This is a genomic window from Thermococcus sp., from assembly GCF_026991495.1.
Taxonomy (GTDB): domain Archaea; phylum Methanobacteriota_B; class Thermococci; order Thermococcales; family Thermococcaceae; genus Thermococcus.
Map to the genome: position 1 here is coordinate 29,755 of NZ_JALXBJ010000012.1, position 14,578 is coordinate 44,332.

Below are 14,578 nucleotides of genomic sequence, written 5' to 3' on the forward strand. Positions count from 1 at the left end.
GATTCGGTCTCACCTGAGACCAAGGGAACTGAGGTAGCTGATCATCCTCTCGACGTCGTTGGCTATAACCCCATCGAAGAGCCCGCCCAGCCTGATGAGGTTGTCGTTCTGGTAGTAGAGCTCCTCGTTGAGTGGCCAGAGGAGAACCTTTAAGCCAGCTTTCTTGACCATCTGGAGGGCCCCAACGGTCTTCTCGACGCCGAGGATGGCTAAAGCGTCTATCGGCGCGTTGATTGACCAGGGGCTTACCCTGGGCATCAGCTCCGGCAGTTTTGCTATCGTCTCCTCGCGGTCGATGAGTATTCCTATCCTCGTTTCCGGGTCGAGCTTTCTGTACTTTTCAAGGGCATCGAGATGGAACGATGAAACTACAACCCTCTCCGGGCTGTGGGCCCTTACTATCTCAGCAGTTCTCTCGACGGCATCCGCGTCCTTAATCTCGACGTTTATGATTGCCTCCCTGGGAAGGGCCTCAAAGACCTCCTCCAAAGTTGGTATCCTCTCCCCGTTTCCGAAGTCGAGCCCTTTAAGCTCTTCCAAGGTCATCTCCTTGACTCTACCGCTCCCGTTGCTCGTCCTGTCAACGGTCTCGTCGTGGATTACAACGACTTCCCCGTCCTTCGTGAGCCAGACGTCGAGCTCGACTCCATCGGCTCCTGCCTCGATGGCCTTTTTGAAGGCCAAGAGGGTGTTCTCAGGGTATTTGGCTGAGTACCCCCTGTGACCGAGCACCAAGATCTTGCCTCCCATGCAGATCACCGTAGTGACCTTCTCGCTCGCCGTAAAAAACCTTTCTTAGCCTCGCCGGGTCGTCGGAGATTACGGCGTCGACGAAGGGGAGGAACCTCGGAACCCACGAAAGCTCGTCCATCTCGTAGTTCCAGAGGTAGATCCGAAGCCCGCGCTTTCGGAGGACTCTCATGAGCGAGACCACGGCGTTGTAGCCTATATAGGAGACAGCGTCGATGGGTACGTGGAGGGAGTGCAAGCCCTTAAGTCTCGGGATCCAGGGAATGGAAGAGTAGCCGACTATGGAGAAGCCCACCCTGCAGTCTGGGCACTCACGGAGAAGGGAGAGGATTATCTCAGGTGAATCCGCCGAGAAAATGGCCCGTTCAACAGCCCCAGCCCGTTCGAGAGTTCTTACTACCCCCTCAGACGTTTCCGCTTCCTTAACGTCCACGTCAAAGACAGCACTTGGAAAGCTCCTCACAACGCCGTCAACGGTGGGTATCATCTTCCCGAGGGGGTGAAGCCGCCTGAGCTCCGCGAGGGTGAGGTTCCTAAGCCGGTAGGTTCTGCCACCTGAGCGAAAGCCCTCATCGTGGTGGACGACGAGCTTTCCGTCAGCAGTCATCCTGACGTCGAACTCCACTCCGTCTGCGTACCTCAGCGCCCTTCGAAAAGCCGGAATCGTGTTCTCAAGTTCTCCCCTAAAGCCCCTGTGACCGAGTATGAAAAGTTTTTCACTGTCCATAGGTGGCATCTCCCCTGCCGCCCAAAGATGGGCTGAAAACCCTTAAAAGCTTCCCCGCCCAAACCTGTTATGCTATAATTTATACCGTGGGGTGATCCCTGTGTCCAACGATGAGAAGAGGTTTAAATGGAGCGTTATCTTGGGCCTCGCGTTCTTGGGCTTCAGCATGAGCACCGGCTGGGCGCTGAACAAGGGGTACTCCTTTAAACTGATAGAGCACTCCTACACCTACTCCCCCCTGATCATCGGAACCATCCTGTCCCTTCAGGGTCTCATAGGAAGCATAGTCCCCATACTCTCCGGCTACTACAGCGACGTTCACAGCTCAAAGCACGGCAAGAGAAAGCCCCTGATACTCGTCGGCGGCATCCTCGGCGCTTTGGCGACCGCCACCATATACACCGTCTACATAGCCCACGCCAGCATAGTGGTCTTTGCACTCGCGTTGGCGTTCTTCTTCTTCTCGCTGTACTTCTACTCACCGCTCTACCGCGCCCTCCTTCCAGAGGTGGTTCACAGCGGTGCCAGGGGGACTGCCAGCGGGGTAATAACGCTATTCGAGTGGATGGGCAACCTCGTCCTCTTCGGCTCGATAGCCTTCCTCGCCGCCAAGGCCTCACACCTGTACCCCAAAGCAGGGGATCAGATAGAGGCAATGATAGAGGCCAACTACCTCGTGATACCCTTCATAGTCGTCGGCCTCATGCTCCTCATCTCGGCGGCGTACATATACTTCTACATAAAGGAGCCAGAGAAACCGGCGGCTCAGGCTGAGATAAGCCTCTGGAGCTATTTAGGGGAGATCTTCAGGGACAGGGAGTTCACCAACTTCTACCTAGTTCAGATACTGTTCTGGCTGAGCTTTGAATTCATAGCCGTCTTCATGTTCGGTATCCTCAGGTCGGTCCTCAACACCGAGAAGGTCACGGCAGCCGGCAACGTCCTCATGGCCCTCTTCAACGTTACCGTTCTCATAGGTGCGGTCACCGGCGGGCCCCTCTACGACAGGATCGGGAGGAGGAAGTCAATACTCGTCGGGGGCGTGGTGTTCCTCGTGCCCTTCCTCATTGGCTGGTTCGTCCACACCTTCGGCCAGATGATGGTCCTCATTGGACTGGGGGGCATAGGATGGGGCATCTTCGTGGCGACCTCATGGCCCGTGGTCGGCGACATGCTCAGCAAGTACCAGCGCGAGGAGCTCAACGGCATCTACTACGGCGTCTTTGAGGCCGCAAAATCCTTCCCGGTCTTCATCGCGGCAATAACCGGCGGCATCATAGTCTACTTGACCGGCGGGGCAAGCTTCACCGAGGCCAACTTCAACTACAGGATCCTCTTCCCAGTGGGTGCCCTCTTCATAATAATCGCCCTCCCCCTGATATGGAGCATGAAGCACCTCGACGTTGAGAAGGGTTAAATATCTCTCCCCCACAATTTCTTTGGGTGAAGAAGGTGAGAATCCTTAAAGAGATAAGGGAAATCCTCCGGGAGCACATGGACGAACTAAAATCGAAGTACGGCGTTCGCACCATTGAGATTTTCGGGTCCTATGCCCGAGGAGAGCAGGGAAAAGACGGCGACCTCGACCTTCTCGTCGAGTTCGAAAAACCTGCGGGGTTATTGACGATTTCGATGCTCCAGGTTTACCTCTCAGACCTGCTCGGGATTGAAGTGGACGTCATCCCCCAGGACTCCCTAAGACGGGAGCTGTGGAAGAGCGTGAAGAGGGAGGCAGTGGGGATATGAGACGCTGCGATCAAGCCGCAAAAGCCGTGCCTCCAGAGGTTCGTGAAAAGTACCCCGAGATACCCTGGAGGGCAATAGCCGGGAGGAGAGACCGGCTGATTCATGGATATTTTGGTGTAAACCCCAAAACCGTCTGGATAACCGTCGTCAAGGATCTTCCTCCGCTGAAGGATGCGCTCAAGAAGATCCCCAAAGGGGAGGGTGATGAGAGATGATTGCACAGATCGTGATAATCCTCGTTTTGCTATTCTTCCTATTCGTGATCTTCGTCGCTTACAAGATGGTCAAGCCCCCGCGCTTTATAGGGGACTGGACGCCTAAAGATCTTGGCTTCGACTACGAGGACGTAACCTTCGAGAGCGGGGACGGGCTCAAGCTCAGTGGCTGGTGGATAGACAACGGGAGCGAGAAGACGGTTATACCTCTCCACGGCTACACGAGGAGCAGGTGGGACGACGTCTACATGAAGCCCGTCACCGAGTTCCTGCTGAAGGAGGGCTACAACGTCCTGACCTTCGACTTCCGTGCCCACGGAAAGAGCGAGGGAAACTACACGACGGTCGGCGATAGGGAAATCGAGGACGTTAGGGGGGCCGTTGAGTGGCTGGTCGAGAACCACCCGGAGAGGGCGAAGAGGATAGGACTCGTTGGCTTCTCCATGGGCGCGGTGCTGACGATAAGGGCCCTCGCTGAGATAAACGGGGTCTGCTGCGGCGTCGCCGATTCACCCCCAATAGACATGGACAGGACGGGGGCGAGGGGCCTGAAGTACTTTGCAAACCTCCCGGAGTGGCTCTACACCTTCGTCAAGCCCCTCACAAAGCTCGTCAGCGGTGCAAGAGAGCTCAACGTAATGGACTACGCCGATAAGGTCAGAAAACCGCTCCTCCTGATACAGGGCGACAGCGACCCCCTCATTAAAGTGGATGAGGTTAGGGCCTTCTACGAGAAAAACAGGGGGGTCAACCCGGACGTCGAGCTCTGGGTCACTGATGCCCCCCACGTGAGGACGCTCAAGCTCCACCCTGAGGAATGGAAGGCCAAAGTGGGAGAGTTCTTCAGGAAATACCTCTGAGGGGCACTTGAGCCCTCATCTTTTTTGGAGGTTCCCAAGTCCTTTTATTGGGGTGAAAAAGGTCACTGGAGCCTCTTAATTGCCCAGTTGTACAGGAGCACCACTATCAGGAGCATCACCAGGGAGTTTATTGCAATCCACACGACATCCGGAAAGACCTCACTCGGAGGCCTGTGGTAGATCTCCAGGAGCCGGAGATCCTTGACTGCCGTGCCGAGCGGGAAGTAGTCCGCTATCGGCCTCGCCCACCTGGGCAGTATGCTTTCTGGAATGACTATGGCAGCTAAGAAGAGCAGGGGCATCGAGAGCAGGTTCACGAGGGCGTTCGTTGCCTTCATGCTCCTTGTTCCCATCGCTATCGCCAGACCCAGGCTCATCGAGAAGACCGCTGAAAGAGCTATTATGAGCCATCCCGTGGGGCCGGGGAAGACAGTCTCCTTAAACACCGCCTTGGAGTAGCCTATCCCTATCAGTATGCTCGCCGTTATCACTATGAAGGTCGAGAGCATCTTGCCCACGAGGAAGTCCCAGGCGGTGGCGGGTGAGGCGGCGATCCTCCTCAGCGTTCCCTTCTCGATCTCCTCGAATAGAAGGTTCGAAACCGTCAGCATCGTTGCGAATAGGAACTGGATGCCTATGAAGCTCGTCACGTAGAACTTTATCGGTGATGGCCTCTCCCCCTTGACCGCCTCCTCCCTGAGGCTTATGGGGTCTATCAGCCCCATCATGTACGCCCTTAGCATGGAAGGCGAGAGGTTTGCGGAGAGGTTCTTTGGCAGATAAGCTTCAACGTATCCGAGAGTGATGTTGAGCTTTCTGTAGGCCATTTCCCTCTCGAACTCCGAGAAGAAGCCCTTCACGACCCCGCTCGCTATCTGGTACTTCTGGGGGTCGCTCCTGTCGAAGTAAGCGTAAACCTTTCCCTGTAAACCACTGCTCACGTTCTCACCGAATCCCTGAGGGAAAAGCAACAGAACGTCAACCCTTCCTGCTTTTACGGCTTTCAGTCCGGCGCTCTCGTCTGGATACCTGGTTATGCGGAAAATCCTCTGGCCGTCAACGCTCACGTTCTCCATTATGCCGATCAGCGTTGACGCCGTGAAGGGGGCGCTCTCGTTGAAGTAAACTGCCCCAACGTGAACCACCACCGGGGGACTCGAACCGCCCCATATGGCCCCGAGCAGGGTCACCCACATGAGCGGGAAGACGAATATCCAGAACACGGCCATTCTGTCCCTTCTCGTCTCCCTCAAGTCCTTCACGACTATGCCCTTAACGGCCCTCGCCTTCATTCCAATCCCCTCCCGGTCAGCTTGAGGAACACGTCCTCAAGGCTCGGCTCCTCAATCCGAATACTCCTGATCTCGCTCCCGCCCTCCACTAGGGCCTCGACTACTTTAGGCAGTGCCTTTCTTGCATCCTCAACGGAGACCCTGAGAACGTTTTCCCTCTCTATGGCCCTGAACTCCCTGAGTATTGCCTCAGTTCCCCGAAGAATCCCCTCGACGTGGATAACGCTCTCGTTGCCAGCGAGCCTTTTGAGCTCCTCGGGGGTTCCGACCGCTATCACCTGCCCCTCGTTCATTATCGCCACCCTGTCGGCCAAAGCTTCCGCCTCCTCCATGTAATGAGTCGCCAGCAGAACAGTTTTCCCCTCCTCTCTAAACTCCTTTATCAGCTCCCACAGCTCCCTTTTAGAGGGCACGTCAAGGCCTGTTGAAGGCTCGTCGAGAACCAGTACCCTCGGGTCGTAGAGGAGGGCAACCGCGAGGTTCAACCTCTTTTTGAAGCCACCGCTCAGCTCCTTAGCCTTCTTTTTGGCCGGGAGCTTAAACCTCTCGATGAGCTCGTCCACCCTCTTTCCAGGGACGTCGTAGAGGTCGGCGTAGAACTCAAGGTTTTCCCTGACTGTCAGGTCGTCGTAGGCCAAACTCTCCTGGGGGGCATAGCCGATGAGACGGGCGGTCTTCTTTGAGAGGGATTCCCCAAAGACCCTTATCTCGCCTGAGTCGTAGGAGAGTCCCTCGGCGAGGATCCTTATGAGCGTTGTTTTTCCGGCACCGTTGGGCCCGAGGAGCGCGAACACCTCCCCCTCATCGACGTCGAGGTTTATTCCGTTGAGCGCAATGAAGTTCCCGTAGCTCTTCCTCAGGCCCCTAACTTCAATGGCCCTCATCAACTTCACCACTATACACTACGCTCCCAAAGGATATAAAGCCCCGTGAAACTCTGGAATTCAGAGTAAACAGGATAGAGAAACTTAAGATGGACGACCCCCTGTTGTTATTCTCCCAAAAAGCATAAATATCCCACGGTGAATGATAATCCGGTGATAGAATGGACTTCGACCTCTTTATGGAGAGGTACGGCTACACAGTTCTCCTGATAGTTTTGGGAGCCGGGTCTATAGTCGGCATCTTCGCACTCTTGGGCTACAACCTCGTAAAGATGGGGCACTTTACGAGGGAGGAGCTGCTGACGTTCCTGCTCATCCTTGTGATCGCCAGCGTAATAGCCGCCTACTTCGGCAGGTTCATGAACACCCTCACAACGATAGCGAGCAGGGTGGGCTACCACTACAGGGCCAAGGTCTTTGAGGACAAGAAGAAGCTTGAAAGGGAGCGCGAAAAGCTTAGGGAGGAGGGAGGGAAGCTCTACTGAGGCCTCGGCTAACCCTCTTCTCCTCACCGGTCAGCGTGGCTAACGCTCGTCATCGGCCCCTCCTGGATAGGGGGAACCTTTTAAAAATCAACCTCCGAAACGGCGGAGGGGATGAAGAGCGTTTACCGGTCTGATGGATGATGAGACTGGCACTGGCGGACCCAAAAGGGAAGGGGGATTAGATGTCGATCCCGCCCCTCTCCTTCAGCTCGCGGTACATGCGCCAGCTGATTACTGGCCTCTTGACCGCTAAGACGTCGTCCACCCTTCTGACGGCGGTGCTGTGGGGCGCGCCCTTAACCAGCTCCGGATCGCTGTAGGCCTCCTCGCTTATCCTCTTTAACGCATCTACGTAGGCGTCGAGCTCCTCCCTGCTCGCCGACTCGGTCGGCTCTATCATCAGGGCCTCGTGCACTATCAGCGGGAAGTAAATAGTTGGCGCGTGCATTCCAAGGTCGAGGAGCCTCTTCGCTATATCAAGGGCCTTGACGCCGGTTTCCTTCTTCATGGGCTCGGCCGAGAAGACGGTCTCGTGCTTCCTCAGCTCCTTACCAGGCAGCTCGTAACCTCTGGTTCCTTTCAGCTTTCTCGTTATGTAGTTGGCGTTTAGCACCGCCACCTCGCTCGTGTTCCTTAGCCCTTCCCTCCCCAAGATCTTGAGGTAGGTGAGGGCCTTGACGAGGACGGCGAAGTTGCCGTAGAACTCCTTCACCTTGCCGATGCTCTTTGGCACGTCGTAGTCTAAGTAATAGCGGTCGTTCTCCTCGTCATAGCCCACCAGCGGGACTGGGAGGTAGTCCTTGAGGAAGTCCTTGACGCCGACGGGCCCGCTTCCAGGGCCTCCCCCGCCGTGCGGGGTTGAGAAGGTCTTGTGGAGGTTGAGGTGGACGACGTCGAAGCCCATGTCCCCCGGCCTCGCCTTCCCGAGGAGGGCGTTTAGGTTTGCGCCGTCGTAGTAGAGCAGGCCTCCAGCTTTGTGGACTATCTCCGCTATCTCGAGTATCTCGTCCTCGAAGATGCCGAGGGTGTTGGGGTTGGTGAGCATCAGCCCAGCGGTTCTCTCGCTCACGGCGTTCTCAAGGGCCTCCAAATCAACGGTTCCGTTCTCGTTCGAAGGTATTTCAACGACCCTGAAACCCGCCATCGCCGAGGAAGCAGGATTCGTCCCGTGGGCTGAATCAGGAACGATCATCTCCGTCCTCTGAGTGTCGCCGCGGTCGAGGTGGTATGCCCTTATTATGCTCACACCTGTGAACTCACCGTGGGCCCCGGCGGAAGGCTGGAGCGTGAAGCGGTCCATACCTGTTATCTCCCTCAGCCATCCCTCCAGCTCCCACATTATCTTCAGCGCTCCCTGGACTGTCCTCTCGTCCTGATATGGGTGGACGTAGGCCACGCCGGGGTGAGAGGCTATCTCCTCGTTTATCTTGGGGTTGTACTTCATGGTGCATGAACCGAGGGGATAAATCCCGGAGTCAACGCCGTAGTTCATCTCGCTCAGCCTTGTATAGTGCTTGACTACCTCGGGCTCGCTCAGCTCGGGAAGGTCGAGCCTGCTCTTCCTCCTCAGCTTCTCGGGGATCTCGACTTCTACGTCTTCAATCGGCTTCGGAAGTGTATACCCGACCCTTCCCGGGCGGGAGAGCTCGAAGATAAGGGGTTCGTCCCATTTTGCCTGCATGAACATCTCCACCACCTCACACCTCTGCCTCGCCTATTATCTCTCCGAGAGCCTTGATAAGGCCGTCAACCCACTCCTTTCTCGTCGTTTCGGTTGCCGCGAAGAGCGCCGTCTCCCCGAGCTCCGGGAAGTGCCCGCCTATGTAGTAGCCGCCGTGTACTCCCCTCTCAAGGAGTCTCTCGTGGATGACGTCGTATGGGACGTCGAAGCGAACCGGCACGTCCTTAAAGTAGAGCCCATCAAAGGGAACCTCTGCAACCTCAGAAAGGCGCTTCCTCAGATAGGAGGTGTTCTTGAGTATGACCTCACCGAGCTCCCTCAGTCCCTTCGGCCCGAGGCTGGCCAGGTGTATAGCAGAAGCGACCGCGACCAAAGCCTCGTTCGAGCAGATGTTCGATGTCGCCTTTGCCCGCCTGATGTGCTGCTCCCTCGTTTGCAGGGTCATCACGAAGGCCCTCCTTCCGTCGGCGTCTTTCGTCATGCCGATTATCCTGCCGGGCATCTGCCTTACCAGCTTTCTGTCGTTCCTGACGGCGAAGACCCCGGCCCTGGGCCCGCCGAAGTTCATCGGACTCCCAAGGAAAGAGGCCTCCCCAACCGCTATGTCTGCTCCGAGCTCTCCCGGTGCCTCAAAAATCCCGAGCATCGTCGGGTCTGCACCGACCACGAAGTAAGCCCCCGCATCGTGCGCTATCTCACCTACCTCTCTCACGTTCTCCTCGACCAGGCCGAAGAAGTTGCTCATCTCAACGTAGACACCGGCCGCGTCTTCAACCACGTTCTTGAGAGCTTCAAGGTCAAGCCGGCCCTTCTCGTCCCAAGGAACTTCTACAATCTCAAGGCCCGCTCCTCTTGTATACGTCCTTATGACAGCCTTCCTTTCAGGACTGAGGGCCTTTGGAATAACGAAGCGCTTCCTCTTTCCCTTGTGGAGTCTGACCGTCATTAAAGCCGCTTCCGCTATGGCGCTTCCCCAGTCGTACATCGAGGAGTTGACAACCGGCAAACCGTAGAGCTCGGCCATCATACTCTGGTATTCGAAGAGGGCCTGGAGCATGCCCTGGCTTATCTCCGGCTGGTAGGGGGTGTAAGCGGTTAGGAACTCGCTCCTCTCGATGAGGTACTTAACGTGAGCCGGAACGTAGTGGAAGTACGCTCCAGCCCCGAGAAAGCTCGGCATATCAAGGACTGTCTTGTTCCTGCTCAGGATTTCATTCATCTCGGTGAAGACCTCGTACTCGCTCTTGCCCTCCGGCAGATCGAACTCCTTGACCATTCCCTCAGGGACATCGGAGAACAGGTCATCGATTGAAGAAAAGCCGATTTCCCGGAGCATCTCCTCCATCTGGGGGAGGTTTGGAAGGTAGTGTTTGCCCATTACCCATCACCCTCTGAGCTTTAAGATGCTCATTGAAAGTCAGCCCGGGAGAATATATGCTTTGTGCCCCCGCCTGAAAAATCGCCCCGCGGCATCGAAACTAAAGCGACCCTGGAGAAATCGGGAGCTCTGCCTCAGGCGGTTCAATACATGACCCGCGCCTTGAGCCCCGCTATCTTGAGCACCTCCTCGGCGAGTTTCATAAAGGCCTTGGCGCCCTCTGAGTCGGGGTCGTATTCAACCACCGGAACGCCCTCAAGCGTGGCCTCCCTGACCTTCGGATCCTCAGGAACCACCACGAGAAGGGGGAGCTCCATCACGTCTTCCGCGGCATCGGGGGGTATGTCGTTGTCAGTCCTGCCGTAGCGGTTGAGAACAAAGCCGAGGACGGCAAGCCCTGCCTTTTTGAGGACTATACCAACCTTCATGGTGTCGGTTATGCAGGATATCTCAGGGTTGGTTATCAGGATCACCTCGTCGCCACTGAGCATCGCGTTCATAGCGTCCATCTGGAGCCCTGCGGGGCAGTCGATGATAACGAAGTCGTAATCTCCCCTCAGGGGTTTTATCGTGCCCGGGAGCTTCCTCGGGTCAGCCTTCCGGACGTGCTCCCAGTCTATGGCAGCCGGGATTAGATCAACGTTTTCATAGCTGGTGTGGTAGATGGAGCCCTCAATGTCCGCATCGCCCGCGAGCACGTCGTGTATGGTCGTCTCGGCGTCGTCTATGCCCATGACGAGGCTGAGGTTCGCCATAGTCAGGTCGGCGTCCACCGCGAGGACCTTCTTGCCCATCTTCCCGAGGGCTATCGAGAGGTTGGCGGTTGTCGTTGTCTTCCCGGTTCCACCCTTCCCGGAGGCTATCGAGATGAGCCGGCCCATCATTCCACCCCATCCTATTTTTCCTAAACCTTTATGAACCTTTAGCCAAGGCTCAACTTGGTGGGAGAGATGAAGGTTTTCGTCCCCGATACGAGCGTGATAGTTGACGGCCGCCTGACGCAGTTCCTCTCAACGATGAACGAGAGGGTGAAGGTCGTCGTTCCGGAGGCCGTCGTGGCAGAGATAGAACATCAGGCCAACGAGGGGAAGGCAATAGGCCACACAGGCCTTGAGGAATTGAAAAAGCTCCGCTCCATGGCGGATCGGGGTGACATCCTCTTAGAGTTTTACGGTGAGAGGCCGGAGCTCTGGCAGATAAGGCGGGCAACAGCTGGCGAGATTGACAACATGGTGCGCGAGACCGCGAGGGAGCTCAAAGCAACCCTCATCACCGGGGATCAGGTTCAGCGCGATATCGCCGCGGCCAAGGGTATAGGCGTCATATACCTGACCGCGAGGAAGGAGATAAGGCACCGCCTTGAGGACTTCTTCGACGAGGAGACGATGAGCGTCCACCTGAAGGCCGGGGTGGTGCCACTCGCCAAGAAAGGCAGACCGGGAGAGTGGAAGCTCGTCAGAATAGGAAACGAAGCCCTCAGGAGTGAGGAGATCGAGGAGATAGCGGACGACATAGTGGAGAGGGCAAAGCGGGACCCAGAGAGCTTCATAGAGATGGACGAACCCGGGGCAACCGTCGTTCAGCTCAGGAACTACCGCATAGTCATAGCCCGTCCCCCCTTCGCCGACGGGGTGGAGATAACAGCGGTGAGGCCCGTAGTGAAGCTGGGCATAGAGGACTACAAGCTGAGCGAGAAGCTTTTGGAGAGGCTCAAGAGCAAGGCGGAGGGCATTTTGATCGCTGGCGCGCCAGGTGAGGGCAAGTGCTTACCCCCCGAAACACCAGTACTGCTCGAAGACGGTTCGTTCGTCCAGATCAGGGATGTAAAGCCGGGTATGAAGGTGGTAACCCTTGCACACGAGAGACTTGAGGCCCAGCCCGTTCTCAGGGTCTACAAAAGGTCTGAAAAGTTCATGGTGAGGATTAGAACCTCCACGGGGAGGGAGATATCCCTCAGTCCAAACCACCCAGTCCTGACCATAAAGGGCGGTTTTGTTGTCTGGAGTGACGCAGGGAAGCTCGGAGAGGGCTCGGTTATAGCAGTGCCCAGGAGAATAGCCGTGAGGAGCAGCCTTCCGGACAAGCTGTGGGTTGGGGAGCTCGTTAGTGAGGGCTTCTTCGCCAAAACGATGGACGGAAGAAAGATTCCTTTGAATGAGGCTAAGCCCGAGGAAGTGGAGTCGGTCTTCTACATGGGAAAGAACCACAGGGCTTCGAGGGAGATGCCGCCTTACATTGAGGCAAACGAGGACTTCTTTGAGTTCTTGGGGCTGATGTGGGCCAAGGGTTCGGGAAGCAACTTCGAGTTCAACAGCTTCGATGAGATGTTGATAGAGCGCTTTAAGGAACTCGTCTCGAAAACGTTCGGCGTCTCTGAGGGCGAGTTCTACTTTGCGGCACCCGGAAGGCTCAGGGTCAGGAACTCCAAGACGATAGAAAAACTCCTTAGGGCACTCGGATACCCCGAAAAGAGAAAGGCGCACTCGATAAGGGTTCCGGAAATAGTGATGAGGGCCGACGAGAGAAATATAGCCGCGTTCCTCCGGGGAGTTTTTGAGGGGAACGGTTGCATAGGAAAAGAGGTCGAAATAGCCACTGCCAGTCGGGATTTCGCCCTCGGCCTGCAGTACCTCCTCCTCAGGCTCGGGATACCTTCAATCGTCAGGGAAAAGAAGGTAAGGGGAAGGCCCTACTACCGCGTCCTCATCAGGGATTCGGAGTCAATCAGGAGGTTCTACGAGACCGTAAAACCTAAGTTCAAGGTCGAAGGCTTTAACGAGCGCCTTGAGAGGGCTTCAGGCCTGAACCTCGACGCTATCCCCGCTGGAGAGCTCGTTAGGGCCCTTGGAATCCTGACCGGCAGGAGAATCGAGGATGCGAACAAGAACAGCTATTCCAGGAGGAGGCTCTCGAAAGTGTACGAAGACTTCTTAACTCTTTACCGGGGGTACGCATCGTTTGAGGGATCCATAAAGAAGCTTATGGGCTACGCCGGACAGCTATCCCGCTGGAGGGAGCTCGTGAAGTTCATCAACGAGAGGGTCTCCAACGACTTCTATCGCCGCCACAGTATGGATTCGAGCGCACCTCCAAAGTGGCTCAAAGGGGAGAGAACGCCAATGCCATCGGCGATAGCCAAGCTGCTCTCCGCCTTTTCATCCGAAACGGGTCTTTTGGCTGAAGAGGCAAGGGTATGGAATGAGCTAACGGCTGAAGTTAGAAAACTCCTGAGCGTTGCTTTTGCTTTCCTTGGCCAGAACTTCCAAAAGGCTGTTTCCCAGTCAATGGTCAGCTTTTTCCTGAGGGGGGCAGAAATCGACGTCGAGCGTCTGGCTAAGGTCATTGAGGACGTAGCTGCCGAGTACTACCACAGGGCCGAGCTCATCGAGGAGCACTTAGCTCATCTGAGGGTTATGCTCGACCCTAACATCCTGTGGGACGGGGTTGAGTCCGTAGATGTCATCGAAGGGGGCTTTGAGGTCTACGACATAACAGTGCCCAACCACAACTTCATGGCCGGCTTTGCTCCAGTCATTGTGCACAACTCCACCTTCGCCCAGGCTTTAGCGGAGTGGTACGCGGGTATGGGCAAGATCGTGAAGACGATGGAGAAGCCGCGCGACCTGCAGGTGAGCGAGGAGATAACCCAGTACACGGCCTTGAACGGAAAGATGGAGCTGACAGGGGACCTGCTCCTCCTGGTCAGGCCCGACTACACGATATTCGACGAGATGAGGAAAACGAACGATTTCAAGATATACTCCGATTTAAGATTGGCCGGGGTTGGCATGATTGGGGTTGTCCACGCAACCAAGCCGATAGACGCGGTTCAGAGGCTGATCGGGAGGGTCGAGCTTGGCATGATACCCCAGGTCGTCGACACGGTGATATTCATCAAGGGGGGGAAGGTGAGCAAGGTCCTAACCTTAGAGTACCTCGTCAAGGTTCCGAGCGGGATGAGGGAGGAGGATCTCGCGAGGCCTGTCATAGAGGTCCGCGATTTTGAAACGGGGGAGCTTGAGTACGAGATATACACCTACGGCGAGGAAGTCAGCGTCGTCCCGGTGAGGGCAGCGAAGAAAGCCCCCGCCCTAAAACTCGCCGAGAAGAGGCTCAAGCAGGAGATAAAGAAGTTCCTGCCGGACGTCCACACGGAGGTCGAGATAGTGAGCCCGCACAAGGCCGTTGTGTACGCCGATGAGTTCGACATCCCAACCATAATAGGGAAGAGGGGGAAGCGCATCACAGAGCTGGAAAAGAGGATAGGGATAAGCATTGACGTCAAGAGCTTTGAAGAGAGGGAGGCGGGGAAGCCGAAGGAAAAGATCCCAGTGGAGGTTGAGGAGAAGAAAAAGACCTTAGTACTGCGTGTCCCCGCCGACTACGCGAGGAAGCCCCTGAAGTTCTACGGGGGCGAGCAGTACGTCTTCACGGCCGCACCGAGCAAGAAGGGGATAGTCAAGGTCAGCAAGAGCACCCCCATAGGCAGGGAGCTCAAGAAGCTCATAGAGGCCGGGATAGAGGTGTGGGCGAGCACTTAATCTTTTTAAGCTCCCCATC

13 protein-coding genes are annotated in these 14,578 nt (G+C 56.2%); 6 read left to right on the top strand and 7 right to left on the bottom strand.

What is annotated here, in order from left to right; translation table 11 throughout:
- Positions 1-9: 9 nt before the first annotated feature.
- Together MVB78_RS00850 and MVB78_RS00855 are read right to left on the bottom strand one after the other, a co-directional pair.
- On the bottom strand, positions 10-750 hold the full coding sequence (locus tag MVB78_RS00850; protein WP_297486946.1) for a glycerophosphodiester phosphodiesterase family protein: 741 nt from the start codon (positions 748-750) through the stop codon (positions 10-12).
- Positions 695-1,486 (bottom strand): glycerophosphodiester phosphodiesterase family protein, encoded by a 792-nt coding sequence (locus MVB78_RS00855; protein ID WP_297486817.1) that lies wholly within the window; start codon positions 1,484-1,486, stop codon positions 695-697. Before MVB78_RS00855 ends, MVB78_RS00850 begins: the two co-directional genes overlap by 56 nt.
- 91 nt (positions 1,487-1,577) lie before the next feature.
- Between MVB78_RS00855 and MVB78_RS00860 the strand changes: the two genes are divergently transcribed.
- From MVB78_RS00860 to MVB78_RS00875, 4 genes are read left to right on the top strand one after another with little or no spacing between them, the layout of a single operon-like run.
- A complete protein-coding gene (locus tag MVB78_RS00860) occupies positions 1,578-2,894 on the top strand; it encodes an MFS transporter (protein ID WP_297486819.1) in 1,317 nt (438 codons plus the stop codon).
- A gap of 26 nt (positions 2,895-2,920) precedes the next feature.
- Positions 2,921-3,223, top strand: coding sequence for a nucleotidyltransferase family protein (locus MVB78_RS00865; RefSeq protein ID WP_297486821.1), 303 nt, complete (start codon positions 2,921-2,923; stop codon positions 3,221-3,223).
- On the top strand, positions 3,220-3,438 hold the full coding sequence (locus MVB78_RS00870) for a HepT-like ribonuclease domain-containing protein (protein ID WP_297486823.1): 219 nt from the start codon (positions 3,220-3,222) through the stop codon (positions 3,436-3,438). Before MVB78_RS00865 ends, MVB78_RS00870 begins: the two co-directional genes overlap by 4 nt.
- The gene (locus tag MVB78_RS00875) at positions 3,435-4,298 is read left to right on the top strand and encodes an alpha/beta fold hydrolase (RefSeq protein WP_297486825.1); all 864 of its coding nucleotides are present in this window, start codon (positions 3,435-3,437) and stop codon (positions 4,296-4,298) included. Before MVB78_RS00870 ends, MVB78_RS00875 begins: the two co-directional genes overlap by 4 nt.
- Positions 4,299-4,360: 62 nt before the next feature.
- Here MVB78_RS00875 and MVB78_RS00880 read toward each other — a convergent pair whose 3' ends face one another.
- Positions 4,361-5,590: an ABC transporter permease gene (locus MVB78_RS00880; RefSeq protein WP_297486828.1), complete on the bottom strand. Its 1,230-nt coding sequence runs from the start codon at positions 5,588-5,590 to the stop codon at positions 4,361-4,363.
- Positions 5,587-6,474, bottom strand: coding sequence for an ABC transporter ATP-binding protein (locus MVB78_RS00885; protein WP_297486949.1), 888 nt, complete (start codon positions 6,472-6,474; stop codon positions 5,587-5,589). The genes MVB78_RS00880 and MVB78_RS00885 overlap by 4 nt, the downstream gene beginning before the upstream one ends.
- A gap of 161 nt (positions 6,475-6,635) precedes the next feature.
- Between MVB78_RS00885 and MVB78_RS00890 the strand changes: the two genes are divergently transcribed.
- Positions 6,636-6,959 (top strand): hypothetical protein, encoded by a 324-nt coding sequence (locus MVB78_RS00890; protein ID WP_297486829.1) that lies wholly within the window; start codon positions 6,636-6,638, stop codon positions 6,957-6,959.
- A 178-nt stretch (positions 6,960-7,137) separates the two neighbouring features.
- Here the strand turns inward: MVB78_RS00890 and gcvPB are convergent, their stop codons facing one another.
- From gcvPB to minD, 3 genes are all read right to left on the bottom strand, one after another.
- Positions 7,138-8,646 (bottom strand): aminomethyl-transferring glycine dehydrogenase subunit GcvPB, encoded by a 1,509-nt coding sequence (gene gcvPB, locus MVB78_RS00895; RefSeq protein WP_297486951.1) that lies wholly within the window; start codon positions 8,644-8,646, stop codon positions 7,138-7,140.
- Positions 8,647-8,656: 10 nt separating this feature from the next.
- Complete coding sequence (gene gcvPA / locus MVB78_RS00900; protein WP_297486832.1) at positions 8,657-10,018, bottom strand: aminomethyl-transferring glycine dehydrogenase subunit GcvPA; 1,362 nt, start codon at positions 10,016-10,018, stop codon at positions 8,657-8,659.
- A 143-nt stretch (positions 10,019-10,161) separates the two neighbouring features.
- Positions 10,162-10,899, bottom strand: coding sequence for a cell division ATPase MinD (minD, locus tag MVB78_RS00905; protein WP_297486835.1), 738 nt, complete (start codon positions 10,897-10,899; stop codon positions 10,162-10,164).
- A 69-nt stretch (positions 10,900-10,968) separates the two neighbouring features.
- On the opposite strand from minD, the gene MVB78_RS00910 reads away from it, so the two are divergent.
- Positions 10,969-14,559, top strand: coding sequence for an LAGLIDADG family homing endonuclease (locus MVB78_RS00910; protein ID WP_297486954.1), 3,591 nt, complete (start codon positions 10,969-10,971; stop codon positions 14,557-14,559).
- Positions 14,560-14,578: the final 19 nt, after the last annotated feature.